This is a genomic window from Variovorax sp. HW608 (genome assembly GCF_900090195.1).
Lineage (GTDB): Bacteria > Pseudomonadota > Gammaproteobacteria > Burkholderiales > Burkholderiaceae_C > Variovorax.
This window is the reverse complement of record NZ_LT607803.1, coordinates 913,293-940,005: the sequence shown is the minus strand read 5'-3', so window position 1 is coordinate 940,005 and position 26,713 is coordinate 913,293. Positions and strand designations below refer to the sequence as shown.

The window sequence follows — 26,713 nt, the reverse complement described above, 5'->3', positions numbered from 1 at the left end:
TTTCTCGGCCGCCGTCTCTTCACTTAACGTCCCCCCATAGCAATTTGAAGGTGGTGCGATGATTGGAGAGACGGTACGCCGCAAGGAAGATGCCCGCTTCCTCACTGGCCAGGGTCGGTATGTCGAGGACATTCAGTTCCCCGATCTTCTCTACCTTGGTTTCGTTCGCAGCCCGCATGGCCACGCAAACGTCCGCGGCATCGACGCGTCCGCGGCGCTTGCTGTTCCGGGCGTCGTGGGAGTGTATTGGGGCAATTCGTTGCCGGGGTTCGAGGCCACCCTGCCGGGCCTGTTCGGCACCGCGAGCGCGGGTCCCTCCTATGTGGACAAGGTGGAAATGCCACCGCATCCCGTGTTTCCGACGCACATCACCTACGTCGGCGAGCAGGTGGCCGTGGTCGTCGCCGAGTCCCCGTACGCGGCCGCGGATGGCGTGGACGCCGTTCAGGTCGAGTACGAGGTGCTGGCGGCGCTGACGGACTGGAACCGAGCGATGGAGCCGGATGCTCCGCCCATCCATGCAGGGTATTCGAACCGCGTCGCGCACCTGAAGCACAGCATCGGCGAGGTCGATGCCGAGTTGGCCAATGCCGACATGATCCTTGAGCGGCGCTTTGATACCGCCAGTCTCAAGGCCGTCGCCATTGAGGGGCGGGGCATTGCCGCACGCTGGGACGAGAACTCGGGCTCGATGGAGGTGTGGTCCACCACGCAGATGCACTACAGCACGCGCGACAAGCTCGCCCAGGTGCTGGGCATCACGCCGGATCAGGTGCGCGTCATTGCGCGCGACATCGGCGGAGGCTTCGGGCTGAAGGGCGCCTTCTATCCCGAGGACATCGTTGCGCCGGTGCTGGCCCGTCATCTGAAGCGACCGGTGCGTTGGACGGAGACCCGCCTGGAGCACATGCTCACCTCGAACCATTCGGGGCGGCAGACGCACGATATCAAGGTGGCCTTCGATCGCGACGGGCGGATCCGAGCCATGGATCTCGTGATCTACAAGGAGGTCGGCTCGTATTGTCACTTCGAGATGATGCTGGCGACCAACACCGTGAACCATCTGCCGACGCACTACAAGATCCCGGCGCTGCGCGTGGAGGGCTGGGGTATCTTGACGAACACGCCCAGCGCCAGCCCGTATCGCGGTGCCGGCCGCGTGGAGGCGGTCTTCACGATGGATCGAGTCTTGGACGCCATTGCGCGCGAAACGGGGCTCGACCCGGTCGAGGTGCGTCGCCGGAACATCGTGCGCCGCGAGGACATGCCTTATCGCAGCGGCCTGATCTACCGCGACGGTGTGCCGGTGTGCTACGACAACCTGGATTTCGAGCGCCTGCTCGAAGCCGCCCTCGAAAAGGGGGACTACGCAGGCTGGCGCAGGCGCCAGGCAGACGCCAAGGCCCAAGGCCGGCGCATTGGCATCGGCATCGGCAGCTATGTCGAGGCCGGCGGCATCGGGCCTTGCGAAGGCGCGACCATCACCATCCACGGCAACGGTCGCATCGCCGTGAAGATCGGCGTCAACTCGCAGGGCCAGAGCCACGAGACCACGCAGGCGCAGATCTGCGCGCAGGCGCTCGACGCCGACTATGACCAGATCGATGTGCTTGGAGGCGACACCAAGGTGCAGCGCATCGGCTTCGGCACGGGCGCCAGCCGCGTTGCCATCAATACGGGCAACGCCGTCCACATGGCGAGCCTGGCGCTGCGGGCCAAGGTCGTGACCATGGCGGCGAAGCTGCTCAAGTGCGAGGAAAGCGAGATCGAGATCTCGCGCGGCAGGATTGGCGTCCGCGGCGGCCGGCCCGACGTCATGGGTCTGGGTGAGCTGGCCATGGCGTGCATGCGGCATCCGTACATGGCGGCCCTTGGGGGCGCGGGGCTGGAGGCCACCGAGTTCTTCTACCCGGCCACCGTGGTGTGGTCGAGCGGGGTCAACCTCGCAGTCGTCGAGCTCGACGCCGACACGGGCCGTGTCGAGGTCCTCAAATACGTGTTCGTCCACGACAGCGGGGAGCCGCTGCACCCGCAAGTGGTGGAAGGCCAACTGTCGGGAGGCTTCGCGCAGGGCTTCGGCATGGCCATGGGTGAGGGGGTGGTCTACGCCGCAGACGGACAGCTGCTCTCGGCGTCGCTCCTGGATTACTACGTTCCCCGCGCGACCGATGTCCCGGACGTGGATTACGTCCACTTCAGCTTTCCTACGCCCGACAACCCCCTGGGGGTCAAATCCGTCGGAGAAAGCGGGCCGAACGCTCCGCCGGCAGCCCTGGCCGCGGCGATTGAGGACGCCCTCGGCGGCGCAATCGAGATTTCGAGCCTGCCGGTGCGTTGGAGCGACATCCTGGGCGCGATCCGCAAGAGCCCGGTGCGCCAACCCGAGGCCCTGGAGACTGCATGAGCACACACAAGATTAACTTGAGCATCAACGGCGAGCGCCGTGCTTGCACCGTCGAGTCACGGACGCTGCTGGTTCATCTGCTGCGCAACCAGCTGCGGCTCACTGGGACGCACGTCGGCTGCGACACGACGCAGTGCGGCGCCTGCACGATCAACATCGACGGCCAGGCGGTGAAATCCTGCACCGTCCTGGCGGTGCAGGCGCAGGGATGCGAGATCGTCACCATCGAGGGGATGGCTCGGGACGGCAAGCTGCATCCGATCCAGGAGGCTTTCAGCGTGGAGCATGGCCTGCAGTGCGGCTTCTGCACCCCGGGGATGGTGATGAGCGTGAGGCAGCTCCTCGCACGCTATCCCGACGCGACGGATGAAGAGATCCGTCACCAGCTCGAGGGAAACATCTGCCGTTGCACTGGGTACCACAACATCGTCAAGGCGGTGAAGCGGGCAGGGGAGCAAATGCGGTCGAGCGCCGCGGAGCGTGTCGTGCCCAGGCCTGAGGGCGCCTGTCCGACGGATCTCCACCAGCGCCGCTGCGGCGCAGTCTAGGGGAACCGATGTATCCCGCTTCCTTCGACTATCACCGTCCGGCCGAGATCGCCGAGGCCCTCGAGCTGCTGGACAAGCATGGCGACGACGCCCGCGTTCTTGCGGGGGGCTTCTCCCTGATCCCGGCGATGAAGCTGCGCATGGTGCAGCCTGCCCACCTGATCGACATCGGTGGAATCGAGATGCTCAAAGGCATCCGCAGGGAAGACGACACCCTGTCCATCGGCGCGCTGACCACGCACTGGGAGATCGAGTCGTCTTCCATGATCGCCGAATGGTTTCCCGCGCTGGGCCGCGCCGCCGGCGTGATTGCCGATGCCCAGGTGCGCAACCGCGGAACCATCGGCGGATCGCTGTCCTATTCCGATCCGAACGCCGACTATCCGGCCCACATCCTGGCCCTCGATGCCAAGATGGTGACGATGAGCCTGCGCGGAGGCCGGATCATCGATGCCGCGGATTGGCAGCAGGGACTGCTCTCCACTGCGCTGGAGCCAGGCGAGATCCTCATCGACATCCGTTTGCCCAAGCCAGCCCCGCGCACCGGCGCGACCTACATCAAGGTGCCGCATCCCGCTTCGCGTTTCGCGGTGATCGGCGTGGCGACCAGCGTGTCGGCGGACGCCAGCGGGCGTGCGCGAAGCCTGCGCATCGGCGTGACCGGTACCAGCACGACGGCGCGGCGCGCGCAGGCGATGGAACGGGTGCTCGAAGGCAGCTCCCTGACGCCCAGCGCAGTCGAGGAAGCCAGCGCGCAGGCGGCCGAGGGGCTCGAGTTCAATGACGACATGCTTCTTTCCGCCGAGGATCGCGCCCACCTTTGCCGCGTCACGGCGCGCCAGGCGGTTCTGAACGCCTGGTCGCAGGTCCTTCAGCAGGCGGTGCCAGCATGAGGGACCTGCGCGGGAAGGTTGTGCTCATCACCGGTGGCGCGAGCGGCATTGGCCAAGGCATGGCCCGCGCGTTCGCGCAGGCCGGCGCGCGGGTCGCGATTGCCGATGTGGACGAGGCCGGCGGCAGGGAGATGGTCCGGGTGCTGGGCCGCGCATCGTTCGAGGCCATGTTCGTTGCGTTGGATGTGACGGATCGCGCGGCTTGGCGCCGCGCCGTCGGTGAGGTCGAGGGACGCTGGGGCCGCGTGGACATCCTTTGCAACAACGCGGGCGCGAGCGCGTTGGGATTTCCGATTTCCAGCCTGTCGCCGGAAGTATGGGATCGAACCCTGCAGCTCAATCTGAGCTCCGTCTACAACGGGGTCGTGGCCGTCGTCGACGGCATGCGTGCACGTGGATGCGGTCATATCGTGAACACCGCTTCCGTGGCGGGACTGATGGGGGACCTGCCGAATGCCGGCGCCTACACCGCGACCAAATTCGGCGTCGTCGGACTGTCGGAGACGCTCGCCGCCGAATTGGCGCCGTCCGGCATCGGCGTGACGATCGTGTGCCCCGGTGCCGTGCGGACTTCCTTGTGGAAAACCTCGCGACCTGCGCTGGGCTTGTCGCCGCGGGAAGACCCGAACGAGGCAGCCGGCGCACCGTCCGCTTCGGAGGAGGCGATGGATCCGTATCGGCTCGGATGCCTGGTCCGCAAGGCGGTGCAGGACGAGCAGCTGTATGTGATCTCCCATCCGGAATATGACGCCCGCATCGCGGCGCGCTTTCGCGCGATTCGCGAGGGTTCGACATGGACGCAGGACGCCGTGCGCAGCGAGGCGCCGGGGATCCCCTGACGCCGCCCGCGTCGCAAAACGAGACAAACGGAGACAAACATGAAATCGCGTCGAACGATCATCGGCGGGCTGCTCGTTGCCGCCCTCTGCGCGCCCATCCTGGCAGGCCAGCAAGCGCGTGCGGCGGAGTTGCCTGGGCAGATCACCATCGTCGTTCCCTATCCGGCTGGGGGCGCGACCGACCTGCTTGCACGCGGTGTGGGCCAGAAGCTGTCGGAGAACTTGAATATCAATGTGCTGGTCGACAACCGGCCCGGTGGCAGCGCTCAGATCGCGGCGAACGCCGTCAAACAAGGCCCGGCCGACGGATCGGTGCTCTTCATGGGCGAGATCGGGTCCTTCGCGATGAATCAGACCCTCTACTCGAAGCTGAGCTACGACGTCCGTAAGGACTTCACGGCTGTAGGGCGCGTGGCCATCGCACCCTCATTGCTTATCGTGCCGGCCTCGAGCCCGTTCAATACCTTGCCCGAGTTCATCAAGGCCGCACGCGAGAAGAGTTTCAACATCGCCTCCCAGGGCCTGGGTTCGGGTGGCCATATCTTCATCGAGCTCTTCAGGCGAGAAGCGCAACTGAAGCTGAATCATGTCCCTTACCGGGGCTCGGCGCCGGCAGTCATAGACCTGGTTGGCGCACAGGTCGATATCCTGCTCGATCCCATTCTTAGCAGTGCCCCCTTCGTCAAGGACGGCAAAGCGAAGATCCTGGCGGTCGGATCTGACCATCGCGTGGCGATGTTTCCGCAAGTGCCCACCCTGAAAGAGGCGGGCTATGCCGAGTCGAACGTGGACTCCTGGTATGGACTGGTTGCAAAGGCCGGAACGCCGCGTGCCACGCTCCAGCGCCTGAGCGACGAAGTCGGCAAGGCGGTCCGGTCACCCGATGTTGCCAAGAGGTTCACTGACCAGGGCATCGAAATGGCACCCATGAACGCGACGGAGTTCCAGGCCTTCATCGACTCGGAGGTCGCGCGCTGGGGGAAGGTGATCAAGCAGGCATCCATCAGTCTGGACTGACCCTGCGCAGTTGCTGGCCGACGGAGGCAGGAGCGCAATGTTTTCTGATGCGCCGTGACTATTCCTGCGTTGCTCGCGCGCAGACGGCTGCCGATACTTCCATTCGCGCGTATCCAGCAGGAGAAACAACGAAGGGCGTCGGTCGATACCGAACGACTGCTGGGCGCGCCATCGGCGGGTGGTTTGTGGCCAGGGGCCGGGGAGGCCGCGAGATTGGCGCCGGCACGATCAATGTTGTCGGTGAAGAGGCATGAAACCCGTAGTTGGGGGGAAGGGCAAATATGAATACACGTCGATTCGTCGCTGCATGTCTGGCGCTCGCAACCATTGGCTCGCCGCTGCTGGCTGATGCCCAGACCCTGCCGCCGGAGTTGCCGCAGCAAGTCACGATTGTCGTGCCCTATCCGGCCGGAGGTTCCACCGACGTGCTTGCACGCGGAATCGGCCAGAAGCTGTCGGAGAACCTCAAGATCAGGGTCATCGTCGACAACAGGCCTGGAGGAAGCGCGCAGATCGCGGCGCATGTGGTCAAGCAGGGACCGACAGACGGCTCCATGCTCTTCATGGGCGAGATCGGTTCGTTTGCGATGAACAAGGCGCTCTATTCGAAGCTGAACTACGACATCCAGAAGGATTTCGTGCCCGTGGCGCGAGTGGCCACAGCACCCACATTGCTGGTCGTGCCGGCAAGCAGCCCCTTCAATTCGCTGCCGGAATTCGTCAATGGCGCTCGGCAGAGGGTTGTCAACGCCGCATCGCAAGGGACGGGCTCAGGTGGGCACCTCTTCATCGAGATCTTCCAGCGGGAGGCCGGGGTGAAGCTCAACCACGTCCCATACCGCGGCTCGGCGCCGGCGTTAACCGATCTGGTCGGTGGACAGGTGGATGTCTTGCTTGATCCGGCTGCAAGCAGTGGAAATTTTGTCAAGGACGGCAAGCTCAAGGTGCTCGCGGTCGGCGGTGGCCAACGCGTGTCTGTGTTTCCGCAGGCTCCTACGCTGAAAGAGGCGGGCTATGGCGGCTCGAATCTCGGCACATGGTTCGGGATCGTCGCCAAGGCCGGCACACCTCGAGCGACCGTTCAACGTCTGAGCGACGAGATTGTCAGGGCTGCGCAATCTCCGGATCTCGCTAAAAGATACGCCGAGCAGTGGATCGACATGGCGCCCATGAACGCGGGCGAGTTCCAGCGCTTTCTGGACTCGGAGGTTGCGCGCTGGGGCAAGGTGATTCAGGAAGCATCCATCAAGCTGGATTGATGGGGCCGCCCCGGGCAGGAATCTGCCTTGACCCAATAACTCCGAATCTGCAAGAAAGGAGGAACTGAGTGAACCTCAATGACAAGGCGCTGCTGCGCCACCTCAACCTGATCGGCGGCGAATGGTGTGCCGCCTCGTCGGGCGAACAGCACCCCGTGCTCGACCCGTCGAGCGCTGCGGAACTGGCGAGCGTGCCCGCATCCGACGGCACGGATGCCAATCGTGCGATCGAGTCCGCGAAGGACGCGTTCAAGGCCTGGGCTGCACTGACCGCAAAGGACCGCGCCGCGGTCCTCAAGCGTTGGCACGTGCTGATCCTGCAGCATCGCGAGGATCTCGGCCTGATCCTCTCGAGGGAGCAGGGCAAGCCGCTGCAGGAAGCGATCGGAGAAGTCGTCTATGGTGCCCAGTTCGTGGAATGGTTTGCCGAGGAGGGCAAGCGCGTCTACGGCGACGTCATCCCGGCGCACAGCCGCGACCGTCGGCTGGTCGTGGTCAAGGAGCCGGTCGGCGTCGCTGCCCTGATCACACCATGGAATCTCCCAAGCGCGATGGTCACCCGCAAGGTCGCTCCTGCGCTCGCGGCGGGCTGCACCGTGGTGTTGAAACCGTCCGAGGACACGCCGCTGTCGGCGCTTGCACTCGGCGAGCTCGCGTTGCGCGCGGGGGTTCCACCGGGGGTCTTCAACATCGTGACGACCGCAACACCCGCGCCGGTGGGGGAGGCATTCACCTCTCATCCGGCGGTGCGCAAGCTTTCATTCACCGGCTCAACCCGCGTGGGCAAGCTTCTGATGGCGCAGTGTGCGGGCACCGTGAAGAAGGTCTCTCTCGAGCTCGGAGGCAACGCAGCCTTCATCGTGTTCGACGACGCCGATCTCGACGCCGCGCTGGCCGGCCTGATGGCTGTGAAGTTCCGCAACGCCGGTCAGATCTGTATCAGCGCGAACAGGATCTTCGTGCAGGCGGGCATCTACGACCGGTTCTGCGCGATGGTGACCGAGGCCGTGGCGAACCTCAGGGTGGGCGACCCGCTGGCACCGGCAACGCAGCAGGGCCCGCTGATCAACCGTGCGGCCTTGGACAAGGTGAAGGCACTTGTCGAGGAAGCCACGGCGGCTGGCGCGCGGGTCGCCACCGGTGGAGGAGGACACGAACTCGGCGGGCTCTACTACCGGCCGACGGTTCTCACTGGCGTCACATCCCAGATGCGGATGAGCCAGGAAGAGATCTTCGGACCCGTGGCACCGCTGCAGCGCTTTGTCGACGAGGCCGAAGTCATCGCCCAGGCCAACGACACCCCGTACGGCCTCGCGGGCTACTTCTACTCTCGGGATGTGGGCCGCGCGTGGCGCGTGGCCGAGGCGCTGGAAGTCGGAATGGTCGGTGTCAATGAAGGCACGCTCTCGACCGAACTCGCACCGTTCGGTGGGATCAAGGAATCCGGGTTCGGACGGGAAGGCTCGAAGTACGGCATCGAAGACTACGTGGAGACGAAATTCATCTGCTTCGGCGGTATCGCCGCGAAGGCCTAGATGGATTCAAAGCTCCCAGCCCTGGGACCTTGCCCACTCGTCGATCGAGCGCTCCGTGGCGGCGCCTTCACTCTGAAGCCATTCGCAGAACTGGGTGACTGCCGGGTACGCTTCGGAGGATTCGGAGTAGCTCGCGTAGTAGTTGCGGCGTTTCACGCCCAGGGCTCCGAAGGGTGCGCACAGCTTGCCTGCGATGATGTCATCGAGCACCAGGAAGAGCGGCACGAGGACCAGGCCGAGGCCTTCGCACGCCGCCTGCAGGGCGAAGTACATCTGCTCGAACTTCAGGGATTGCTTCGGCTGCACGTCGGGGGCGCCTGCCGTTTGCAGCCATTCGCTCCAGGCATAAGGTTCAGTGGCGTAGCTGATGACCGTGTGTCGTGCTATGTCCTGCGGCGCACGCAACTGGCCGTCTTCCGCCAAGTCGGGATGGCAGATCGGCAGGATGTACTCGCACATGAATCGAACCGAGCCGCAGTCGCCGGGTGGCTCGTGTGCGCCGCGGATCGCGACGTCGTACAAATTCGATTGAAAATTGGGTCTTTCCAGCGAGGTCATCATGCGGATCTCCGCGTCCGGCCGGCGCCTCTGGAATCCGGACATCCGTGCGATCAGCCATCGCATCGTGAACGTGGGCGGCGCGCTCACCCGCAAACTTCTCGGTGCGGCCTGCTCGAGGACGTACATCGAGGCAAGCGCCAGCCGATCCAGCGCGGCCGTGACCTCGGGAAGATAGCTGCGGCCGGCGTCCGTCAAGGTCAACTTCGAAGAAGCTCGACGAAACAGCGGCCGGCCGAACCATTCCTCCAGCAGCGCAACCTGCCTGCTGACTGCGCCGTGCGTGACGTTGAGTTCCTCCGCCGCCCTGGTAAAGCTCTCGTACTTGGCAGCGACTTCGAACGCGCGCACGGCATTCAATGGTGGGAGTCTCCTCATCATTGTTCCGAATTGTGGGAAGGGTCTCCTGTCCGGTCGAGTGACTATATCTCACGCTCAATGAGAATATTTCCGTTGCCTGAACGTGCCCCGCTCATCATGATGCCGACGCATGAAAACGGCCCCGTTCAACTACGTTCGCGCCGAGAGCGAATCTCTGGCGCTGGAACTGCTCCGCGAACATGGGGCGATGTCAGGCTGCTCGCGGGCGGGCAAAGTCTCGTGCCCATGATGGAGATGCGGCTCGCGCGGCCGGGACTGTTCGTCGGGATCCCCATCAACGACGCTCTGGCCCACCGCCAAGAGTCAGGTGATCCGCTCGCGGATCATTGGAGTCGGTTCGATGTTCGGTGACTCGGTTCTCAGACAGGAGGATCGCCGGTTGGTGACCGGTGCAGGCTTGTACGTCGAGGACACACAGTGGCCTGGAATGGGCTACGTGACGTTCGTGCGCAGCGAGCACGCCCACGCGAGGATCAAACGCATCGATGCGACGGCCGCGCGCGAGTGCCTCGGCGTGGTCGAGGTGGTGACCCCGGACAGTTGGCCCGAGCTCGACCAGATCCTGCCGGCCGGCGTGAATCCACCCGGTGCGCAGTTGCCGTACGGGACGACTTTCGAGCCGGCTGCGCAGCGGCTCCTTTCCTTCGACGTCGCGCACATTGGCGAGCCCATTGCGATGGTCGTTTCGTACGATCCCTACCTGGGAGTCGATGCGGCCGCGCTGGTCGAGATCGAGTACGAGGACCTGCCGGTCGCCACCTGGGAGAGCGTGCAGCAGCCGGGCGGGCCCGAGGCCCATGCTGGTCATTCGAACATCGTTGGAAGAATGGCGCACGAGGCGGGCGAAGTCGACAAGGCATTGGCTCGCGCCGAACACGTCATCGACATGGAGCTCGAGTTCCAGAGTCTCAAGTCGATGGCGATCGAGTGCCGCGGGTGCGCTGCGAACTGGGATGCCGTCACGCGAACGCTCAGCGTGAGGTCCACGAATCAGACGCCCTACATGCTGCGCTCCGCGATTGCGCGAATGCTCGCGCTGCGAGAGGAGCAAGTGCGGGTGCAAAGCCAGGATGTCGGCGGCAGCTTCGGGCTCAAGGGACGAACCACGCCGGAGGAGATCCTCATATGCATGGCGAGCATGAAGTTGGCGCTGCCGCTTCGTTGGGCGGAAACGCGCCTGGAGCACATGCTGGCGGCCAACCACAACGGGCGGCAGAAGCATTGGTTGAAGGTCGGGTTCTCGAGCGACGGTCTCATCCGCGCGCTTGATCTGCGGCTGATCAAGGAGGTCGGCGCGCACAACCACTTCAACATGATGTTGCCGTCCAACACCGTGAATCACCTCACGACGCACTACAAGGTGCCGGCCATCCGTCTCCATGCCGAGGCGCTCTCGACCAACACCTCGCCCTGCAGCCCCTACCGTGGCGCCGGGCGTGTGGAGGCGACGTTCACGATGGACAGGGTGCTCGATGCGATCGCGCGGCGCATCGACGTGGATCCGTTGGTGGTGAGGCAGAGAAATCTGGTTTCGGTGGACGATCTGCCGTATCGCAATGGATTGATCTACCGCGACAACCATCCCGTCGAGTACCGGGACACGGATTTCGGCCGTCTCCTTGAGGTCGCTTCTCAGCGGCTCGACTACTGGGGCTGGCGCGAGAAGCAGAAGGCGCTGAAGGCTGAGGGTCGCATGGTCGGCATCGGGATTTCGAGCTACGTCGAAGGTGGCGGCATCGGACCTTGCGAATCGGCAGAGGTCAAGGTCGAACAGGACGGCAGCGTCACGGTTCTCATCGGCGTGAATACGCAGGGACAAAGCCATGAGACCACGATTGCGCAAGTGTGTGCGGACGCTCTCGACCTCCCGATGCACCGCGTTCGCGTGCGCAACGGGGATACGGATCTACTCCCGATGAGCTTCGGTGCCAATGCCAGCCGCACGGCTGTCAATGTGGGGAATGCGGCACACCTGGCGTGTGAAAGCCTGCTCGAGAAGGTGAAGACCCTTGCGGCCGGGATCCTCGGCGTTTCGGCCACCGACATCGACTACATGCAGGGTGTGGCTCTGGTCCGCGGCACCGAACGATCCATCACGCTTGCGCAGCTCGGTGCGGCGGCCCTTCGCCATCCGGTGATGAGAGAGATCGGAGGCGGTGCACTTTCGGCGTTCGCCACCTTCTATCCCAGGACCGTGACCTGGTCGGCCGGTGTCAACATGGCGGTGGTCGAGATCGACCGCGACACGGGGCGTCCCATCGTTCTGAAGTACGTCTTCGCGCACGATTGCGGATTGCCAATCAATCCGGCCGTGGTCGATGGGCAGATTCACGGGGGCTTCGCCCAAGGTCTCGGGATCGCGCTGGGCGAGCAGCACTTGTACGACTCGCAAGGCCAGGTGCTGACGGGCTCGTTGATGAACTACTACGTCCCGCGCGCAGCCGATGTTCCCCGGATAGAGATCGAACACCAGTCCTTCCCGAGCCAGGAGAACCCGCTTGGCATCAAGGGCACCGGCGAAAGCGGCCCGAACGCACCGCCAGCGGTCTTCGCAGCTGCGGTCGAGGACGCGCTCGACGCGGCAATCGTCATCAACCAGCTGCCGATCTCATGGGATGCGGTGCTGCGGGTTCTGGCCGAACGCGAGGAAGCGAAGTGAGCAAGGACCATCTAGTAACCGTCGAACTGCGCGTGAACGAAAAGGATGAAAGTGTCGTGGTGGAACCGCGCCAACTGCTCGTTCATCTGCTGCGCGAGAAGCTGGCCTTGACCGGCACTCATGTCGGCTGCGACACGACACAGTGCGGCGCCTGCACGGTTCTGCTGGACGGTCGAGCGGTGAAGTCCTGCACGGTGCTCGCTGTCCGGGCCCAAGGCGCTTCGGTGACGACCATTGAAGGTCTGGCGCGGGGTGGCGACTTGCATCCCATTCAGCAGGCGTTCTGCGATCACCATGGATTGCAGTGCGGCTTCTGCACGCCGGGCTTCATCATGTCGACAGTTCAGCTCTTGGCTCGCTATCCCATGCCGACCGAGGAGCAGATCCATCATCAGCTGGATGGAAACATCTGCCGGTGCACCGGTTACCGAGGCATCCTGAACGCCGTCACGGCCGCCGCCAAAGCGATGGCCGACGGCAGCGATGCCGCGCGTGGGACAACTTCCAACTGAGCGGCCGAATCCATGTACCCGGCTCCATTTGCCTACCACCAGCCGCGAACGCTGGAGGAAGTCCTCGCCTTGCTCGGGAAACTCGAGGGCGACGTGAAGCTGGTGGCGGGAGGGCAGTCGCTCCTTCCCACCATGAAGCTGCGCATGAGCCAGCCGGATCACCTCGTCGACCTTTCCGGTGTGGCCAGCTTGCGGACGGTCGAGCGCTCGTCCCAGGGCGTTGCCGTGGGTGCGATGGCGACGCACTACGAGGTCGAGGCATCCGCTCTTCTCAGGCAGCTTGTTCCAGCGCTTCCCATGATCGCGTCCGGGATCGCCGATGCCCAGGTGCGCAACCTTGGAACCCTCGGCGGATCGCTGGCAAACGCCGATCCGGCCGCCGACTACCCGGCCGCGGTGCTTGCGCTGGATGCGGTGATTGAAGTGGCGGGGCCGCGCGGCTCGCGGTCGATCCCGGCGCTCGAATGGGCGACGGGGCTCATGTCGACATCTTGCGCGCCGGACGAGATCATCGTCCGCGTGCACTTCCCGGCCGCCGGCGAACGCGAGGGCGCCGCATACGTGAAGGTCCCGCATCCCGCTTCGCGATTTGCGGTGGTCGGCGTGGCGGCCCGCTTGAAGATGGCCGCGGGCGGCGAATGCACGCTTGTGCGTCTTTCGACGACGGGCGTCGCGCATTGCGCTCTGCGGGCCCATGCCGCCGAACAGGTGTTGCTGGGCCGAATGTTGGATGACGCGGTCCTCGCGAAAGCCGCGGCGGTACTGGCGGCCGAGGTGCCCGTCGTGGAGGACGGATTGCTCGGCGAAACCGCCAAGCGGCAACTCTGCCGCATGAGCGCGAGAAAGGCGCTTCGCCTCGCATCGGCGGCAGCCAGAGAGGCAATGCAATGTGCTGGAGGAGACAAATAATGAAAGACATCGCATCAGAGCGACGCACCCTGCTCAAAGCCGCCGTTGCGAGCGGCATTGCCTTCGCGTCGCCCTTGACCCGCTCGGAGGCTGCCTATCCGAATCGGCCCATTCGAGTTGTATTCTCGCTTCCTCCCGGAGGCTCGGGAGACGCGATCGCGCGCTTGATAAGCGATGGCCTGTCTCGAGCGTTGGGCGTCTCGGTTTTCGTCGACAACCGACCCGGCGGCAACGGGACGATCGCAGTGAACAATGTGATGCAGTCGCCGGCGGACGGCTACACCTACCTGCTGACGTCGACCAACATGGTGCTGACGCCGCTGCTGCGCAAGTCCAACTACGACCCGTACAAGGACTTCTTGCCCGTGAGCGAGTGCGCTCGCCAGCCGCTCGTGTTCTCGGTTCATTCGAAGGTCGGCGTGTCCACGCTCGCAGATTTCATCCGAAATGCGAAAGCCAATCCCGGCAAATACAGCCTGGGATCATTCGGTGTTGGATCTGTGGCACATCTTTATGGTGAACTCTTGCAGGAAGCCTCCGGTATCGAACTGCTGCATGTGCCCTTCAAGGGCGAGGCAGAAGCGATGCGGGCCCTGGTCGGCGGAGAGATCGACAGCGTGTTCTTCGGCCCCTCTGCGGTCAAGCCGCAGGCCGACAAGGGCGTCCTGCACATGCTGGCGGTCGTGGGGCAAGAGCGGCTGAGCGTGATCCCCGAAGTCGCGACCTTTCCGCAACTGGGTTATCCGAGCATCAACCTGGTCGGCATGCACGCGCTCTATGCCCGGGCCGGAACGCCGTCGGCATTCGTGCAGCGCATCATGGCCGAGGTCGGGAAGGTGATCGCAACGCCTGAGATGAGTGCACGGATCCGCGACCTGGGCGCCATCCCCGTAGGCGGAACGGGCGAGCAGTTGCTGAGCGAGATGAAGAAGCACACGCAGCGCTGGTCGGTCCTGATCAAGCAGAAGAACATCCATCTGGAATGACACACGCCATGCTCCACTCCCGCCGCATTCTCGTGACCGGAGGCTCTTCCGGAATTGGCGCCGCGACAGCGCGGCTCGCGCTCGAGCAGGGCGCGATCGTGCACGTGCTGGACCTCCACGCGCCAACTTTTGCGCACGCGAACCTCTCGTGGAGCCTGGCCGATCTCTCCGACGCGGCGGCAGTAGCGCGTGCGGTGGAGAGCTTTACCGAGCGATCGGAACCCATCGACGGCCTGGCGAACGTCGCGGGCATCAGCGAGAAGACCGGCGCCCTGGGTGCCAGCGACAGCGGTCTTTGGCGCAAGGTCCTGGACGTGAACACCATGGGTGCACTGCGAGTGACCGAGGCCGCGCTCCCTGCATTGAAGAGAGCGCGGGACGCCAGCATCGTGAACGTTTCGTCGGCGATCGGCCTGCGGCCCTACGCGGGAACGGGTGCGTATGCCGCCTCAAAGAGTGCCCTGGTCGCTCTCACACGAGTGTGGGCAATGGAGCTTGCTCCGGCCATCCGGGTGAACGCCGTGTGCCCCGGGGCCATCGACACTCCGCTGCTCAACTCGTCCGCATCCAGGCAGGATGGGGTGCGGCCGTCGTTTACCGGGGACAACGCCGCGTTGAAACGTATCGGCCAGCCGGAGGAGGTGGCGAACGCGATCCTGTTCCTGCTGGGGCCGCAGGCTTCCTACATCACGGGCACCGCACTGGCTGTCGATGGTGGCAGGGCCTTCCACTAGCAAGCATCCGCGATGCCGCGGCTTGATCGAGCCCATGCGCAAACGCTATTTCTGGATGAGCAGGGAATCGCGGATCATGCTGCGCAGTTCGCAGTGAAATCAGGATGCCATTCGTATGAAAGAAGAACAGCTCAAGGCTGACGGTGCCGACTCGCGCACGCCCAAGATGGTCGTGTCCAACGGCGTGGACCGCTTCCTGGCCGACGGGGTGCACTACCGCGACCTCATCACGATCGGCGAGCAGCTCACGGATTGGGCCAGTTGGCCCGTCGTGTGGAGCCGCTTCGCCGACCAGGCGGAGGCCAGGGGTGACGTGCAGCTCGTTGAAGGCCACTCGCTGTCGGCGGGCGACGAATTCTTCCGCGCAGCCCTGTATCGCCACTACGCGCAGTACCTGTACTTCGACGATGTCGCGGTGAAGGAGCAGATCAGCATTCGCAAGCACCAGTCCTTCGAGAAGGCGGCGCCGCTTCTGGATCGGCCTGTCGAGACCGTCTTCTTCCCCTACAAGGACTACAAGTTCAAGGCGTATCTGAGGTTGCCGCGGGGCGTGGACAAGGCGCCCGTGGCGATCCTGATCGGGGGCCTGGACACCACCAAGGTCGACTATCGCAATGTCAGCGACATGTTGCTCGCCCGCGGTGTGGCGACGTTTGCCTTCGATGGTCCGGGCCAGGGCGAGACCGCGTTCTTCCTTCGCCTCACGCCGCATTTCGAGGAAACCGTCAGCGCCGCGATCGACTACCTTGAGAAGCGGCCCGAGATCGACGCGCAGCGCATCGGCATCGTGGGGCGCAGCCTGGGCGGCTATTTCGCGCCGAAGGCGGCGGCGGTGGACGATCGCCTCAAGGCGCTGGTCGCATGGGCCGGGATGTGGAGGCTGGAGCCGATGGCCAGCTACGACGAAGCGAATCGGCGGGGCCTGATGTTCCTCGGGGACTCGCATACCGTGGAGGAGGCCGACGAGTTCTACCGGTTCATGGACCTGGAAGGCCACGCCCAGAAGATCAAGTGCCCGACTCTGGTGATGCACGGCGGACTGGACCAGGCGATGCCCGTGCGCAACGCCCATCAGCTGGCCGATGCCGTGTCCGGGCCGGTGACGCGGATGATCTGGGACGACAGCGGGCACTGCAATCACGACAGGTCCCACTATGCGCGGCCCGCCATCGCGGACTTCATCGCCCGCAATCTATGAGCTCGTATGAGCCGCGCACGCGGCGTTTTCACTTGCCCGGCCGCGGGGGCGAAATGGCAGCGCTCGACTTCGGCCCCGCTGACCGGCCGGTCGATCTCGTGTTCTCGCATGCGAACGGGCTGAACGCGCGAACCTATCGCAGCGTTCTGGCGCCGCTGGCGTCGGACATTCGGATCCTGGCGCTGGACCTGCGCGGGCACGGCGCTTCCACACTTCCCGCGGACCCGGACAACTGGACCCGGTGGGCTGGCTATGCCGAGGACTTGCTGGCCCTTCTCGACGTGGCTGCGGACCAGCCGGTCGTGCTGGGGGGCCATTCGATTGGGGCGACCACCAGCCTGATTGCTGCTGTACGAGACCCGGCGCGCGTGCGTTCGCTCGTCCTCTTCGAGCCGGTGCTGCTGCCGCAGGAGTTGCGGGCGGCGCCGCTGTGGGACGATCCGATGGTGAAGGGCACCTTGCGCAGGCGGGAGGCGTTCCCGGACCGTGCGGCGGCAATGGCGTCCTATCGCGGCCGTGGTGCTTTCGCCACCTGGAGCGAAGAGCAACTCGCCGACTATGCCGCCGCGGGCTTTCGCGATACGCCGGCCGACGAGGTGTCGCTGGCCTGTCGGCCCCAGTGGGAAGTCCTGATGTACGCGTACCAAGAGTATGAGCCTGCCGAGCTGTTTGGTGGGCTGAGCCGTCCCACCCGCATCTTCGCGTCGGAGCAGGGATCCACCGTTGGGGCCGAAGCGCGCGCCTTGGCGCCCCGAGCGGAGATCGTGCCGGGAACGACCCATTTCCTGCCGCTGGAGCGGCCGCTTTTGGTTCGCGAAGCACTGCAGGCGGCGGTGAGGGAGAGCGGTTAGACCCGGCGGCGGAAGTACCATCGTGCGGTTTGCCATTTCAACGCACATGTCCAAGTCAGACACCAAGGCAGCCGCAACCACACGGAGGGCGGGAAGCCGTAGACGGCCGCAGAAGCGCGCGATCGAAACACGTCGTGCCATTCTCGACGCAGCGCTGAGCGAGTTTGCCGAGCGGGGCTTCGAGGGGGCGAGCGTGCGACGCATCGGCGAGCGCGCGAGTCTCGAGTACACGCTCATCACCTACCACTTCAAGAACAAAGCGGCGCTCTGGCGCGCGGTGGCGACGGAGGCTTTCGCGCAGATGGGTGCCATCTGGCAGGCGGCGGCCGAGGCGCAACCGCAGCAGCAGTCGGCGGCCGACGCGGTGCGGCTGGAAGTGAAGGCCTTCCTGCAGTTCACGGTCGAGCACAGGGAGTTCCACCACTTCATGCTGCAGGAGAACCATGCGCCCAGTCCGCGGTTGCGGTGGATTGTCAGGAACATTCTGTCGAAGGCGAGGGAGCGGATCGTCCCGAAGATCCGCCAGGCGCAAGCCGACGGCGACATGCTGGCGGGCGACCCGGACCTCATCTACTACATGCTGATCGGCATGGTGTCGGTGCCCTCGTCGCTGCAAGGCGAGATGCGCGCGACGATGAAGTTCTCTCTCGACAATCCCGCGGCGGTCGCCGAGTACTGGCGTGTGATCGAACGTTCGGTCTTCAGGTAGTCCGGTCAAGGCTGCTGTCTGGGTGTTGCGCGGGTTGCAACACAGTGCCTCGCAATTTAAAACTCCACATGTGTGGAGTTTTCGTTGACTGGCTTGCGGCGAGCGGGTACACCTGTGTCCTTGAGAAGCAGCAGCGCATTGCTGCGGCAAGAACGCACGAAGAAGGAGACACATGATCGAGGTACCAGTACTCGTTGTCGGGGCGGGTCCGGTGGGCCTGGCCACCGCCCTGGAGCTGCATGCGCGCGGAGTTCGCACGCTCGTTGTCGAGCGCAACGCGACGACGACGCGGCACCCGAAGATGGACGTCACCAATGGGCGCAGCATGGAGCACTTCCGGCGGCTGGGGGTGGCCGAGCGCATCCGCGACATCGCCGTGCCGCGCGAGAATGTCATGGACGTGTCGTGGGTGACGAAGCTTGGCGAGTGGGAGCTGGCCCGGTTCCGTTATCCCAACGTGCACGACGCGCGCAAGAACATTGCGGCGCGCAACGACGGCTCGATGCCGCTGGAGCCCAACATGCGGCTGAGCCAGGTCGTGCTGGAGCCCGCGCTGCATGAGGTGCTGCTCGAGCGCAAGGTCGACATCCGGTTTGGCTGGGCGTTCGAGAGCTTCGAGCAGGATGGCGACGGTGTCACTGCGGTGATCCGGGAGGTTTCCACTGGCAAGAGCGAGACCGTGCGCTGCCAGTTGCTCGCCGGCTGCGACGGCGGCAGCAGCAAGGTGCGAGAGCAGCTTGGCGGCATCCGCCTGGAGGGTCATTTCGCGATCATTCGCGCCTTCATGGTCCACTTCCGTACGCCGGCCAAGGACCTCATGCAGCGCTTCGGAGTGGCCTGGCATTACCAGGCGCCGGTGCACGGCACGATGATCGCGCAGGACGACCGGGAGACGTGGACGCTGCACAGTGCGATCCCGGAAGGGGTCGAGCCGAAAGACATCGATCCCAAGCGAACCGTCTACGACTGCCTTGGCATGGAGTTTCCGCTCGAGGTGCTGCAGGCCAATGCATGGACGCCCCACCTGGTGGTCGCCTCGGGTTATGGCAAGCAACGCGTGTGGCTCGCCGGCGATTCGGTTCACCAGTACATGCCCACGGGCGGCTACGGCATGAACACCGGCATCTGCGACGCCGTGGATCTGGGCTGGAAGTTCGCAGCGGTGCTGCAGGGCTGGGGGGGTCCCAAGCTGCTGGAGACGATCGAGACCGAACGCCGGCCGGTGGGGCTGCGCAATTGCGAAGCGGCCGGCGCGAACATGGACATCCGCCTGAAGATCATGCAGGCCTACACGCCGCAGATCCACGAGGATAGCGCGCAAGGCGCGGCCGCGCGGGCAGCCCTGGGCAAGCTGATCGTCGATCTGGGCAATGGCGAGAACGAGTCGCTCGGCATCGAGATCGGCTATCGCTACCGGGGCTCGCCGATCGTGTGCGCCGAGGACGACGAACCCGAGTGGCGCTTCCTGGACTACGTACCGAGTACCTGGCCGGGTGTGCGCGCGCCGCACGTGTTCCTCGAGGATGGGAGCGCCCTGTTCGACATGTTCGGGCCCGGGTTCACGCTGGTGCGCTTCACCGACGCGAGCGTGACTGCGCTGGCCGAGGCGGCGCAGCGCCGCGGCGTGCCGCTGAAGGTGCTCGACGTGCGCGACGCCAACGCAAGGCGCATCTACGAGCGCGACTTCGTGCTGGTGCGCCCCGACCAGCATGTCGCCTGGCGCGGCAACGCGATGCCTGACGATGCGCTGGCGGTCATCGACCGTGTGCGCGGTGCTTGAGTGAAGGAATTGAAATGAGCCAGCAACAGACACAACAGATGCAACCGGCCTTCAAGCGGCCGCAGCCCATCGTGCGCGCGGACGCCTTGGCACACGTCGTGTTCGAGCGCAAGGACGCAGCGAAGATGGAGCCGTTCCTGCAGGACTTCGGGCTCCTGCCCTGTGGTCCATCCGCGGGCAGCAAGAGCCGCTTCTACCGCTCGTATGGCCACCTGCCTTATGGCGTGGAGCTGATCCCTTCTGAGCGCGATGCCTTCGTCGGGTTCGGGCTCGTCGCGCGCAGCCGCTCCGATCTCGACAGACTCGCGGCGGCCGAGAACAAACCCATCGAAGCGGTCGAGGGACCGGGCGGCGGCGTGCGTGTGCGGCTGTTCGATCCTGCCGGATTCCGGGTCGACTTGATTCACGGCTTCGAGCCGGTGCAGCCCGTGGCGACGCGCGCTGCGATCACCCAGTTCAACTCGCCCGGCGTCAACAGGCGCATCAACGCCGGGGTTCGCACCGATGTGGCGCCGTCACCCGTGCTGCGCTTCGGCCACGTGGTGCTGCAGACGCCCCTGTTTGGTGAGACGCTGATGTGGTACATGAGCCGCTTCGGCCTGATCCCGACGGACATGCAGACGCTGCCCGACGGGACCCCGGCCCTCGCGTTCTGCAGGCTGGACCGGGGCAGCGATCCGGCCGACCACCACACCATTGCGCTGGTGGCCGGACCGGCGCCGAAGATGCTCCACGTGTCGACCGAGACGGTCGATCTGGACGCGATCGGCCAAGGACAGCAGTTCCTGTGGTCCAAGGGTTGGGAGCACTTCTGGGGCATGGGGCGGCACCTGCTGGGCAGCCAGTTCTACGACTACTGGAAGGATCCGGTGGGCGACGAGTGGGAGCACTACGCCGACGGCGACGTGATGACCGCCGACTACCCCACGGGCTTCCATCCCTTGACCCTGGGCGGCCTCTGGGCCTGGGGCCAGGACCTGCCGCAGTCAATGCGCCCGCCGATGCCGGCGCCCCCGGATGCGCCGCCTGTCGTGCGTGAGCTGATCCAGGCGCTGCGCGAACCCGCGCGTGCCTGGTGGCCCAAATTGGATTGAAGAGACAAGGACCTGAACATGTCATCGATGATCGTACGCTTCGACAGCGCCGCTGGCGCGCGCTGGGGGCTGCTGGTGTCCGAGGCGCCGACGCGGCCGCAGGACGAGATCCGCGTCGTGGAGATCGACACGACAGCGACCACCACGGGGCAACTGCTGAGCGCACTGGAAAATGGCTTGAAGCTGCCCTCGGGCGGCGAAGGCAAGAGCATGCCCGCCAAGTCCCTGCTCAGCCCCGTGACGACGGATGCAACGCTCGTGTGCCAGGGTGTGAACTACGCCACGCATGCGCAGGAGACCGGAGCGGTCAAGCGCAAGCGCAACCTGTTCTTCAACAAGGCCAGCTCTTCGCTCACGGGGCCCTACTCGGATATCGTGCGCCCCCCGGAAGTCGAACTCCTTGACTATGAGGTGGAGGTGGGCATCGTGCTGCGGCGCGACCTGAAGGCGGGCGATGTGGTCACACCCGAGCGGCTTGGCGAATTCATCTCCGCCGTCGTCCTGTGCAACGACATCTCGGCGCGAGACACCATGTTCGGGGCGCTGACCCTGCAGTGGTATCAGGGCAAGAGCTACCGCACCTTCTGCCCGACGGGGCCGGTGCTGTATTGGCTGGAGCCCGCCGAGGTGGCATCGACCTTCGACAAGCTCGAGTTCACGCTCAGCTACCAGGACTCGGTGCGCCAGTCGGCCAGCCCCTCGGAGATGATCCACAAGCCGGCGGACACCCTGACCCAGTTGGCCGCCATCATGGACCTGAAGGCCGGCGACATGATCCTCACGGGCACGCCCGGCGGGGTGCTGCTCGGGCACGGCTCGCCGGCGCGAATGCTGGAAATCATCACCCAGAACATGATGGATGACGACAAGCGCCGGGACGAATTCCGCGAGCACCTGAAATCGAAGGTGAGCTTCCTGCAGCCGGGCGATACCATGAGCCTGACGCTGCGCGACGGGCACGCCCAGCGAGCCCTGGGGGGCCAGTTCAGCCGCGTCGTCCAAGGGTGACGCCCGATCCGAGGCCCCAACGATGGATCTGCGGCAGATCATGTACTTCAGGCGGCACAGGGAGTTGACGCAGCAGGCGGGTGCCAGGATCCAGTGACAACCTCAGCATGTGCCGGCCCATCCGCCTATTGCTCCTTGCTTGCACCGTCGTTGCCACACTCGCGCTCGCAGGCTGCGCCACGCTGCCTGACGAGGGACCGCGCAGCTACACCACGTCGATGCCGGCACAAGACGCTGCAACGCCGTTGGACCGCATTGCACACGCCTCGCTGGCCGGGGCCGAGCCGGGCGCCAGCGGCTTTCGTTTCCTGCTCGGTCCTGGAGGCCTGGATGTCCGGCTCGCCTTGCTGCGCAGCGCAAAGCGTTCGCTTGACTTGCAGTACTACCACCTGCACAACGATTCCACGGGGCGGCTGGTGCTGCGCGAATTGCGCAATGCGGCCCAACGCGGCGTGCGGGTTCGCCTCTTGCTGGACGACCTGTACACGGACGGTCTCGAGCCGTTGCTCGATGGGTTGGGCACCTACGCCAACGTCGAGATACGCCTCTTCAATCCCTTCCCCACGCGCGGCAGCGTGCCAAGTCGCTTTGCTGCCGCGCTGCTGGATTTTTCGCGGCTTAACCACCGCATGCACAACAAGCTGTTCATAGCAGACAGCGTGCTGGCGGTTACCGGCGGGCGTAACCTGGGTGACGAATACTTCATGCGCAACGCCGAGTCGAACTTCTTCGACTACGACGTACTGGTCGCAGGCCCGGTGGTGCCCCAAATGGCCAGCCTTTTCGATGAGTACTGGAACGCCGAGCAGGTGCGCACCGCCGCCTCGGTGCTACGGCCAACCCAGGCGCCCGAACTCTTGCGCCGCGACTTCGAGGCGCGCGTGGATGGTGCCGATACTCCCGAGCCGACGCCCTATCGCGGGCTGGACCGCCTGGGGCGCGCGCCGGTGGTCGACGAGTTGATGGCCGGCCGGGTGCAGATGACCTACGGCAGCGCCCAGGCTTTCGCTGACTCGCCGGCCAAGGCCTGGGGCGAACTGGAAATCGGCCGCCTGCCCAGCGGCGCGCTGCTGGACAGCAGTCGCCTTCTGCTGACGACCGAGTTCCGAAGCGCGCGTCGCGAAGTCTGGTTGTCTTCACCCTACCTCGTGCCCGGTCCCGAAGCACTGGAAGGCACGCGCACCAATGTTCGGCGCGGCGTGCGCATCCGCCTCATTACCAACTCGCTGGCCGCCACCGACGAGCCGGTGGTGCATACTGGTTACCGTCGCTACCGCGACAACATGCTGCGCGCCGGCGTCGAAATCTTCGAACTGCATCCGAGCCTGGGGCAGCGCCTGCTGTTGCCCGGGGAGGTCGCGAATGCGCCGCTGCGCCTGCACACTAAGGCGGCCGTGATCGACAGAGAGCGCATGTTCATCGGCTCGGTGAACTTCGATCCGCGTTCCGAGGCGCTCAACACCGAGTTCGGCGTGCTCATCCGCAGCCCCGAACTGGCCGCAGAGGCGCTGGGCCTGATGGAGCTACTGCAGCGCGGGGCTTCCTACGAGGTGCGGCTGAAGAAAGGCACGCAGCGTGATCTCGAGTGGGTGTGGACGGACGAGCGCGACGGCACGAAGGTGATCGACACCGAACCCGGTGCCGACCTGTGGACCCGAATGAAGCTTTACATCCAGTCGTTCGTGATTCCGGAGTCGCTGCTGTAGGTCGCCAATGGCGGCCTTGACCGCGGTGGTGGCGAGTTGGGTATTGGGAACATCCTTGAGCGCACCCCCGAAGGTACCGATCGCGGTTCGCGCAGTGCCCACCACCAAAATGTCGCGCGAATTCATCTGTGCTCGTTTGGAGGTTTGTAACCTCATCGAGAGGACGGCGGGCTATTTCGGGGGCAGTCGAATGGCTCCATCCAGCCGGATCACCTCGCCGTTGAGCATGTCGTTCTCGATGATGTGGCGGGCGAGCTTCGCGTAGTCCTCGGGCGTGCCCAGGCGCGAGGGGAAGGGCACGCTGGCCGCGAGCGCGTCCTGTACTTCCTGGGGCATGCCGAACAGCATCGGCGTGCCGAAGATGCCCGGAGCGATCGTCATGTTGCGGATGCCGCTGCGCGCCAGATCTCGCGCGATCGGCAAGGTCATGCCGACGACGCCGCCCTTCGATGCGCTGTAGGCGGCCTGGCCGATCTGGCCGTCGTAGGCGGCGACGGAGGCGGTGGAGATCAGCACGCCGCGCTCGCCGGTCGATTCGGGCTCGTTCCTGCTCATCGCGTCGGCGGCCAGGCGGATCATGTTGAAGCTGCCCACGAGGTTGACCGTGACCGTCTTGCTGAAGACCGCCAGGCCGTGCGCCCCGTTCTTGCCGACGGTCTTCTCGGCGGGCGCGATGCCGGCGCAATTGACGAGGCCCACCAGCTTGCCCAGCTTGAGGGCGGCGGCGACGGCGGCCTGGCCGTCCGCTTCCTGGCTCACGTCGCATTTGACGAAGACGCCGCCGATCTCCTTGGCGACCGCCTCGCCCTTGTCGGCCTGCATGTCGGCGATGACCACCTTGCCGCCGTTGGCCGCCAGCATCCGCGCCGTGCCCTCGCCGAGCCCCGAGGCGCCGCCGGTGACGATAAATACTTTGCCTTCAATCTTCATGTTTCCGCTCCATTCGTTTCAGTTGTTCGATCGGCAGACCATCACGCATCCGACCATTGCGCATTCGCACTTCGATGGGGCATCGCCGCAGATACCCGTGATCGCTTCCGAGCGTCAGCAATTTGCCCAGATGCGTTTGGTGGCGTCGCCCGACGATCTCGACCTCCCTCGGCCTGCTGAGACCGGGAGCCCATGCTCGCCGCGGGATTCCGCAGCGAGGTCAAGCGTTTTTGAAGTCCGGCGCCCGCTTGGTCAGGAAGGCGTCCATGCCTTCCTTCTGGTCGGCGGTCGCGAACAGCGAGTGGAAGAGGCGCCGCTCGAACATCACACCGTCCGCGAGGCCGCTTTCGAAGGCCCGGTTGACCGATTCCTTGGCCGCCATCACCGAGAGCTGCGAGTAGCCGGCAATCACGAGCGCGGCGCCCAGGGTTTCTTCCATCAGCTTGTCCAGCGGCACGACGCGGCTCACCAGCCCGGCGCGCTCGGCTTCGGCGGCGTCCATCATGCGGGCGGTGAGGACCATGTCCATCGCCTTGGACTTGCCGACCGCGCGCGGCAGGCGCTGCGTGCCGCCGGCGCCGGGGATGACGCCGATCTTGATCTCGGGCTGGCCGAACTTCGCGTTGTCGGCCGCGATGATGAAGTCGCACATCATCGCCAGCTCGCAGCCGCCGCCGAGCGCGAAGCCCGCGACCGCGGCGATCACCGGCTTGCGGATGGAGCGGATGGTTTCCCAGTTGCGGGTGATGAAGTCGCCCTTGTACGCGTCGAGAAAGGTGTACTTGGCCATGGCCGCGATGTCGGCGCCGGCGGCAAAGGCCTTTTCGCTGCCGGTGACGATGATGCAGCCGATGGCGTCGTCGGCGTCGAAGGCCTTCAGCGCCTGGCCCAGTTCGGTCATGAGCTGGTCGTTCAGTGCGTTGAGCGCCTTGGGGCGGTTGAGCGTGATGACGCCGACTTTCTCGGCTTCGACCCGTACTTCGATGGTTTCGTAGCTCATCTTTTCTGATTTACTCTGTGGATCGCTCGTGGTCACTCAAGACCAAAAAGAAACCGCCGAGAGTAGTTGCGGCTCCGGTGGGAATCAAGAAGCAGGAATGCACGGCCCGTTTGCAGAATTCCACAGCTCAGACACAAGGCGAGGGGCACTTGAGCAGAGCATGCGCGCTGGCGGACATCTCCGGCCACACGGAGCAGCGGCGAGGTGAGCGCGCCGCGATCCAAGATTTCGAGGCGCAGATGCGAAAGACCGCTAAGGAGCTGACGAAGGAGCGTCAGCCTATCGCGGCCGACCTGGCTCGACGGCTACCGACTCACTACGTTTGGCTGGCGGCGGAAACCAGACTGCGGTGGTGGGCAACTGGATCTTCGTGGGACTGACTGCTCCTCCGAACGTGGCCACGACTGGAGCTGCCTGGTCTTCGTCTGCGCCGTCGTCCTCGTGGAGCTCCGAGAGCGTGCACTTCGCGACACCACGCCTGTCCGTCTTTGCGATGCAAAACAAGTGCAAGCCGCGCGCAAACGTGACTTGCGAATCGGCAACGGGTCGGCCGGCTATTGATGCGCGCACCGCGACTTCGACTGGCAGCGATGGCTTGCGCAGCGGAGAAACATCGACGACTTCCCACGAAACGGCATTCGCTGTCGCCGAGGCAGCTTCGCTGCGCACGACGCAATTGCGCGCGCGGGCAATTGCCGCGAGGATTGCAGCTTGTGTGCGCGAGCCGGTGCGCGGCGCTTGCTGCGCTCCGATATCGAACCTGAAATCCTGGACCGGATCCTTCTGCAAGATGAACTGGTACAGGCGCTCGAGCACATGCAGGTCCCATGAATCGCCGCCTCGGTCTGCACCTGCGGGAAGCCAAGTCGCGCGCGTACCGTCCGGTCCGCTGGCGATGAGTCCTGCGGCTCGCCGAGGCTGGTCATCCTGCGCGGGCACCAGCGCGAGAAACGTGTTGGCCCCGGTCGTCCATTCGGCACTCCGCAAGTCCGCGGCCGGCTGTGTCACCAGCGACGAATTGGCGGGAAGCTGCGTCAGCTTGTCGACCGGCACGTCGACCGGCATCGGGTGGGCGACAGTTCCTGAATGGGCGGACGGCGTGCAGCCGTCCTGCTTCGCCGCAGCCGCAGCAGGCAGGGCGACGGCAGACGTAACCGATGCGATCACGATGGACGCGAAGCCGCTCGAGAGAAGCCGGAACAT

23 protein-coding genes and 1 pseudogene are annotated in these 26,713 nt (G+C 65.0%); 19 read left to right on the top strand and 5 right to left on the bottom strand.

The genetic code is table 11. The annotated features are described in order from the left end of the window. Nucleotides 1-58: 58 nt before the first annotated feature. From VAR608DRAFT_RS04255 to VAR608DRAFT_RS04225, 7 genes are all read left to right on the top strand, one after another. Nucleotides 59-2,404 (top strand): xanthine dehydrogenase family protein molybdopterin-binding subunit, encoded by a 2,346-nt coding sequence (locus VAR608DRAFT_RS04255; protein WP_088952930.1) that lies wholly within the window; start codon nucleotides 59-61, stop codon nucleotides 2,402-2,404. Beyond that, nucleotides 2,401-2,952, top strand: a complete 552-nt coding sequence (locus VAR608DRAFT_RS04250) for a (2Fe-2S)-binding protein (protein WP_088952929.1) — start codon at nucleotides 2,401-2,403, stop codon at nucleotides 2,950-2,952. The genes VAR608DRAFT_RS04255 and VAR608DRAFT_RS04250 overlap by 4 nt, the downstream gene beginning before the upstream one ends. 8 nt (nucleotides 2,953-2,960) lie before the next feature. After that, on the top strand, nucleotides 2,961-3,845 hold the full coding sequence (locus tag VAR608DRAFT_RS04245; protein ID WP_088952928.1) for an FAD binding domain-containing protein: 885 nt from the start codon (nucleotides 2,961-2,963) through the stop codon (nucleotides 3,843-3,845). Continuing rightward, nucleotides 3,842-4,684, top strand: a complete 843-nt coding sequence (locus VAR608DRAFT_RS04240; protein WP_088952927.1) for an SDR family oxidoreductase — start codon at nucleotides 3,842-3,844, stop codon at nucleotides 4,682-4,684. Before VAR608DRAFT_RS04245 ends, VAR608DRAFT_RS04240 begins: the two co-directional genes overlap by 4 nt. Nucleotides 4,685-4,723: 39 nt before the next feature. After that, the gene (locus VAR608DRAFT_RS04235) at nucleotides 4,724-5,701 is read left to right on the top strand and encodes a Bug family tripartite tricarboxylate transporter substrate binding protein (protein WP_088952926.1); all 978 of its coding nucleotides are present in this window, start codon (nucleotides 4,724-4,726) and stop codon (nucleotides 5,699-5,701) included. 281 nt (nucleotides 5,702-5,982) lie between these two features. Further along, nucleotides 5,983-6,960: a Bug family tripartite tricarboxylate transporter substrate binding protein gene (locus VAR608DRAFT_RS04230; RefSeq protein ID WP_088952925.1), complete on the top strand. Its 978-nt coding sequence runs from the start codon at nucleotides 5,983-5,985 to the stop codon at nucleotides 6,958-6,960. Nucleotides 6,961-7,028: 68 nt separating this feature from the next. Then, nucleotides 7,029-8,495 (top strand): NAD-dependent succinate-semialdehyde dehydrogenase, encoded by a 1,467-nt coding sequence (locus VAR608DRAFT_RS04225; protein ID WP_088952924.1) that lies wholly within the window; start codon nucleotides 7,029-7,031, stop codon nucleotides 8,493-8,495. Nucleotides 8,496-8,501: 6 nt separating this feature from the next. Here the strand turns inward: VAR608DRAFT_RS04225 and VAR608DRAFT_RS04220 are convergent, their stop codons facing one another. Next, nucleotides 8,502-9,431, bottom strand: a complete 930-nt coding sequence (locus tag VAR608DRAFT_RS04220) for a LysR substrate-binding domain-containing protein (RefSeq protein ID WP_269458531.1) — start codon at nucleotides 9,429-9,431, stop codon at nucleotides 8,502-8,504. Nucleotides 9,432-9,774: 343 nt separating this feature from the next. On the opposite strand from VAR608DRAFT_RS04220, the gene VAR608DRAFT_RS04215 reads away from it, so the two are divergent. The 12 genes from VAR608DRAFT_RS04215 (at nucleotide 9,775) to VAR608DRAFT_RS04160 (ending at nucleotide 23,580) form a co-directional block, all read left to right on the top strand. Further along, nucleotides 9,775-12,093 carry a xanthine dehydrogenase family protein molybdopterin-binding subunit gene (locus tag VAR608DRAFT_RS04215; RefSeq protein WP_088952922.1) on the top strand — a complete coding sequence of 773 codons (2,319 nt, stop codon included), beginning with the start codon at nucleotides 9,775-9,777 and terminating at the stop codon, nucleotides 12,091-12,093. Further along, nucleotides 12,090-12,605, top strand: a complete 516-nt coding sequence (locus tag VAR608DRAFT_RS04210; RefSeq protein WP_172843802.1) for a (2Fe-2S)-binding protein — start codon at nucleotides 12,090-12,092, stop codon at nucleotides 12,603-12,605. Before VAR608DRAFT_RS04215 ends, VAR608DRAFT_RS04210 begins: the two co-directional genes overlap by 4 nt. Before the next feature lie 12 nt (nucleotides 12,606-12,617). After that, nucleotides 12,618-13,514 (top strand): FAD binding domain-containing protein, encoded by an 897-nt coding sequence (locus VAR608DRAFT_RS04205; protein WP_088952920.1) that lies wholly within the window; start codon nucleotides 12,618-12,620, stop codon nucleotides 13,512-13,514. Next, a complete protein-coding gene (locus VAR608DRAFT_RS04200; protein WP_157730601.1) occupies nucleotides 13,514-14,500 on the top strand; it encodes a Bug family tripartite tricarboxylate transporter substrate binding protein in 987 nt (328 codons plus the stop codon). The genes VAR608DRAFT_RS04205 and VAR608DRAFT_RS04200 overlap by 1 nt, the downstream gene beginning before the upstream one ends. 8 nt (nucleotides 14,501-14,508) lie before the next feature. Next, nucleotides 14,509-15,234 (top strand): SDR family NAD(P)-dependent oxidoreductase, encoded by a 726-nt coding sequence (locus VAR608DRAFT_RS04195; protein ID WP_197700470.1) that lies wholly within the window; start codon nucleotides 14,509-14,511, stop codon nucleotides 15,232-15,234. Nucleotides 15,235-15,349: 115 nt separating this feature from the next. Next, nucleotides 15,350-16,432: an alpha/beta hydrolase family protein gene (locus VAR608DRAFT_RS04190; protein WP_088952917.1), complete on the top strand. Its 1,083-nt coding sequence runs from the start codon at nucleotides 15,350-15,352 to the stop codon at nucleotides 16,430-16,432. A gap of 53 nt (nucleotides 16,433-16,485) precedes the next feature. Continuing rightward, the gene (locus VAR608DRAFT_RS04185) at nucleotides 16,486-17,283 is read left to right on the top strand and encodes an alpha/beta fold hydrolase (protein WP_088958593.1); all 798 of its coding nucleotides are present in this window, start codon (nucleotides 16,486-16,488) and stop codon (nucleotides 17,281-17,283) included. 22 nt (nucleotides 17,284-17,305) lie between these two features. After that, nucleotides 17,306-17,992, top strand: a complete 687-nt coding sequence (locus VAR608DRAFT_RS04180) for a TetR/AcrR family transcriptional regulator (RefSeq protein WP_157730600.1) — start codon at nucleotides 17,306-17,308, stop codon at nucleotides 17,990-17,992. Between the two features lie 172 nt (nucleotides 17,993-18,164). Continuing rightward, nucleotides 18,165-19,772, top strand: a complete 1,608-nt coding sequence (locus VAR608DRAFT_RS04175; protein ID WP_197700469.1) for an FAD-dependent monooxygenase — start codon at nucleotides 18,165-18,167, stop codon at nucleotides 19,770-19,772. Between the two features lie 14 nt (nucleotides 19,773-19,786). Beyond that, on the top strand, nucleotides 19,787-20,866 hold the full coding sequence (locus tag VAR608DRAFT_RS04170; protein ID WP_088952915.1) for a glyoxalase: 1,080 nt from the start codon (nucleotides 19,787-19,789) through the stop codon (nucleotides 20,864-20,866). Nucleotides 20,867-20,884: 18 nt separating this feature from the next. Beyond that, nucleotides 20,885-21,874, top strand: coding sequence for a fumarylacetoacetate hydrolase family protein (locus tag VAR608DRAFT_RS04165; RefSeq protein ID WP_088952914.1), 990 nt, complete (start codon nucleotides 20,885-20,887; stop codon nucleotides 21,872-21,874). Nucleotides 21,875-21,981: 107 nt separating this feature from the next. Next, nucleotides 21,982-23,580 carry a phospholipase D-like domain-containing protein gene (locus VAR608DRAFT_RS04160; RefSeq protein ID WP_088952913.1) on the top strand — a complete coding sequence of 533 codons (1,599 nt, stop codon included), beginning with the start codon at nucleotides 21,982-21,984 and terminating at the stop codon, nucleotides 23,578-23,580. Nucleotides 23,581-23,586: 6 nt separating this feature from the next. Here the strand turns inward: VAR608DRAFT_RS04160 and VAR608DRAFT_RS36730 are convergent. From VAR608DRAFT_RS36730 to VAR608DRAFT_RS04145, 4 genes and pseudogenes are all read right to left on the bottom strand, one after another. Continuing rightward, nucleotides 23,587-23,706 (bottom strand): annotated as a pseudogene (locus VAR608DRAFT_RS36730) (acetyl-CoA C-acyltransferase); the annotation flags it as partial. A 45-nt stretch (nucleotides 23,707-23,751) separates the two neighbouring features. Continuing rightward, nucleotides 23,752-24,510: a 3-hydroxyacyl-CoA dehydrogenase gene (locus VAR608DRAFT_RS04155; RefSeq protein WP_088952912.1), complete on the bottom strand. Its 759-nt coding sequence runs from the start codon at nucleotides 24,508-24,510 to the stop codon at nucleotides 23,752-23,754. A 220-nt stretch (nucleotides 24,511-24,730) separates the two neighbouring features. Continuing rightward, a complete protein-coding gene (locus VAR608DRAFT_RS04150) occupies nucleotides 24,731-25,510 on the bottom strand; it encodes an enoyl-CoA hydratase (RefSeq protein ID WP_088952911.1) in 780 nt (259 codons plus the stop codon). A gap of 279 nt (nucleotides 25,511-25,789) precedes the next feature. Beyond that, a complete protein-coding gene (locus VAR608DRAFT_RS04145) occupies nucleotides 25,790-26,713 on the bottom strand; it encodes a hypothetical protein (RefSeq protein WP_157730599.1) in 924 nt (307 codons plus the stop codon).

Excerpts from the sequence above, each read along its gene's own strand:
- VAR608DRAFT_RS04255 (WP_088952930.1), top strand. The coding sequence starts at position 59 with ATGATTGGAGAGACGGTACGCCGCAAGGAAGATGCCCGCTTCCTCACT.
- VAR608DRAFT_RS04250 (WP_088952929.1), top strand. The coding sequence starts at position 2,401 with ATGAGCACACACAAGATTAACTTGAGCATCAACGGCGAGCGCCGTGCT.
- VAR608DRAFT_RS04245 (WP_088952928.1), top strand. The coding sequence starts at position 2,961 with ATGTATCCCGCTTCCTTCGACTATCACCGTCCGGCCGAGATCGCCGAG.
- VAR608DRAFT_RS04240 (WP_088952927.1), top strand. The coding sequence starts at position 3,842 with ATGAGGGACCTGCGCGGGAAGGTTGTGCTCATCACCGGTGGCGCGAGC.
- VAR608DRAFT_RS04235 (WP_088952926.1), top strand. The coding sequence starts at position 4,724 with ATGAAATCGCGTCGAACGATCATCGGCGGGCTGCTCGTTGCCGCCCTC.
- VAR608DRAFT_RS04230 (WP_088952925.1), top strand. The coding sequence starts at position 5,983 with ATGAATACACGTCGATTCGTCGCTGCATGTCTGGCGCTCGCAACCATT.
- VAR608DRAFT_RS04220 (WP_269458531.1), bottom strand. The coding sequence starts at position 9,431 with ATGAGGAGACTCCCACCATTGAATGCCGTGCGCGCGTTCGAAGTCGCT.
- VAR608DRAFT_RS04215 (WP_088952922.1), top strand. The coding sequence starts at position 9,775 with ATGTTCGGTGACTCGGTTCTCAGACAGGAGGATCGCCGGTTGGTGACC.
- VAR608DRAFT_RS04205 (WP_088952920.1), top strand. The coding sequence starts at position 12,618 with ATGTACCCGGCTCCATTTGCCTACCACCAGCCGCGAACGCTGGAGGAA.
- VAR608DRAFT_RS04200 (WP_157730601.1), top strand. The coding sequence starts at position 13,514 with ATGAAAGACATCGCATCAGAGCGACGCACCCTGCTCAAAGCCGCCGTT.
- VAR608DRAFT_RS04195 (WP_197700470.1), top strand. The coding sequence starts at position 14,509 with ATGCTCCACTCCCGCCGCATTCTCGTGACCGGAGGCTCTTCCGGAATT.
- VAR608DRAFT_RS04190 (WP_088952917.1), top strand. The coding sequence starts at position 15,350 with ATGAAAGAAGAACAGCTCAAGGCTGACGGTGCCGACTCGCGCACGCCC.
- VAR608DRAFT_RS04185 (WP_088958593.1), top strand. The coding sequence starts at position 16,486 with ATGGCAGCGCTCGACTTCGGCCCCGCTGACCGGCCGGTCGATCTCGTG.
- VAR608DRAFT_RS04175 (WP_197700469.1), top strand. The coding sequence starts at position 18,165 with ATGATCGAGGTACCAGTACTCGTTGTCGGGGCGGGTCCGGTGGGCCTG.
- VAR608DRAFT_RS04170 (WP_088952915.1), top strand. The coding sequence starts at position 19,787 with ATGAGCCAGCAACAGACACAACAGATGCAACCGGCCTTCAAGCGGCCG.
- VAR608DRAFT_RS04165 (WP_088952914.1), top strand. The coding sequence starts at position 20,885 with ATGTCATCGATGATCGTACGCTTCGACAGCGCCGCTGGCGCGCGCTGG.
- VAR608DRAFT_RS04160 (WP_088952913.1), top strand. The coding sequence starts at position 21,982 with ATGTGCCGGCCCATCCGCCTATTGCTCCTTGCTTGCACCGTCGTTGCC.
- VAR608DRAFT_RS04155 (WP_088952912.1), bottom strand. The coding sequence starts at position 24,510 with ATGAAGATTGAAGGCAAAGTATTTATCGTCACCGGCGGCGCCTCGGGG.
- VAR608DRAFT_RS04150 (WP_088952911.1), bottom strand. The coding sequence starts at position 25,510 with ATGAGCTACGAAACCATCGAAGTACGGGTCGAAGCCGAGAAAGTCGGC.
- VAR608DRAFT_RS04145 (WP_157730599.1), bottom strand. The coding sequence starts at position 26,713 with ATGTTCCGGCTTCTCTCGAGCGGCTTCGCGTCCATCGTGATCGCATCG.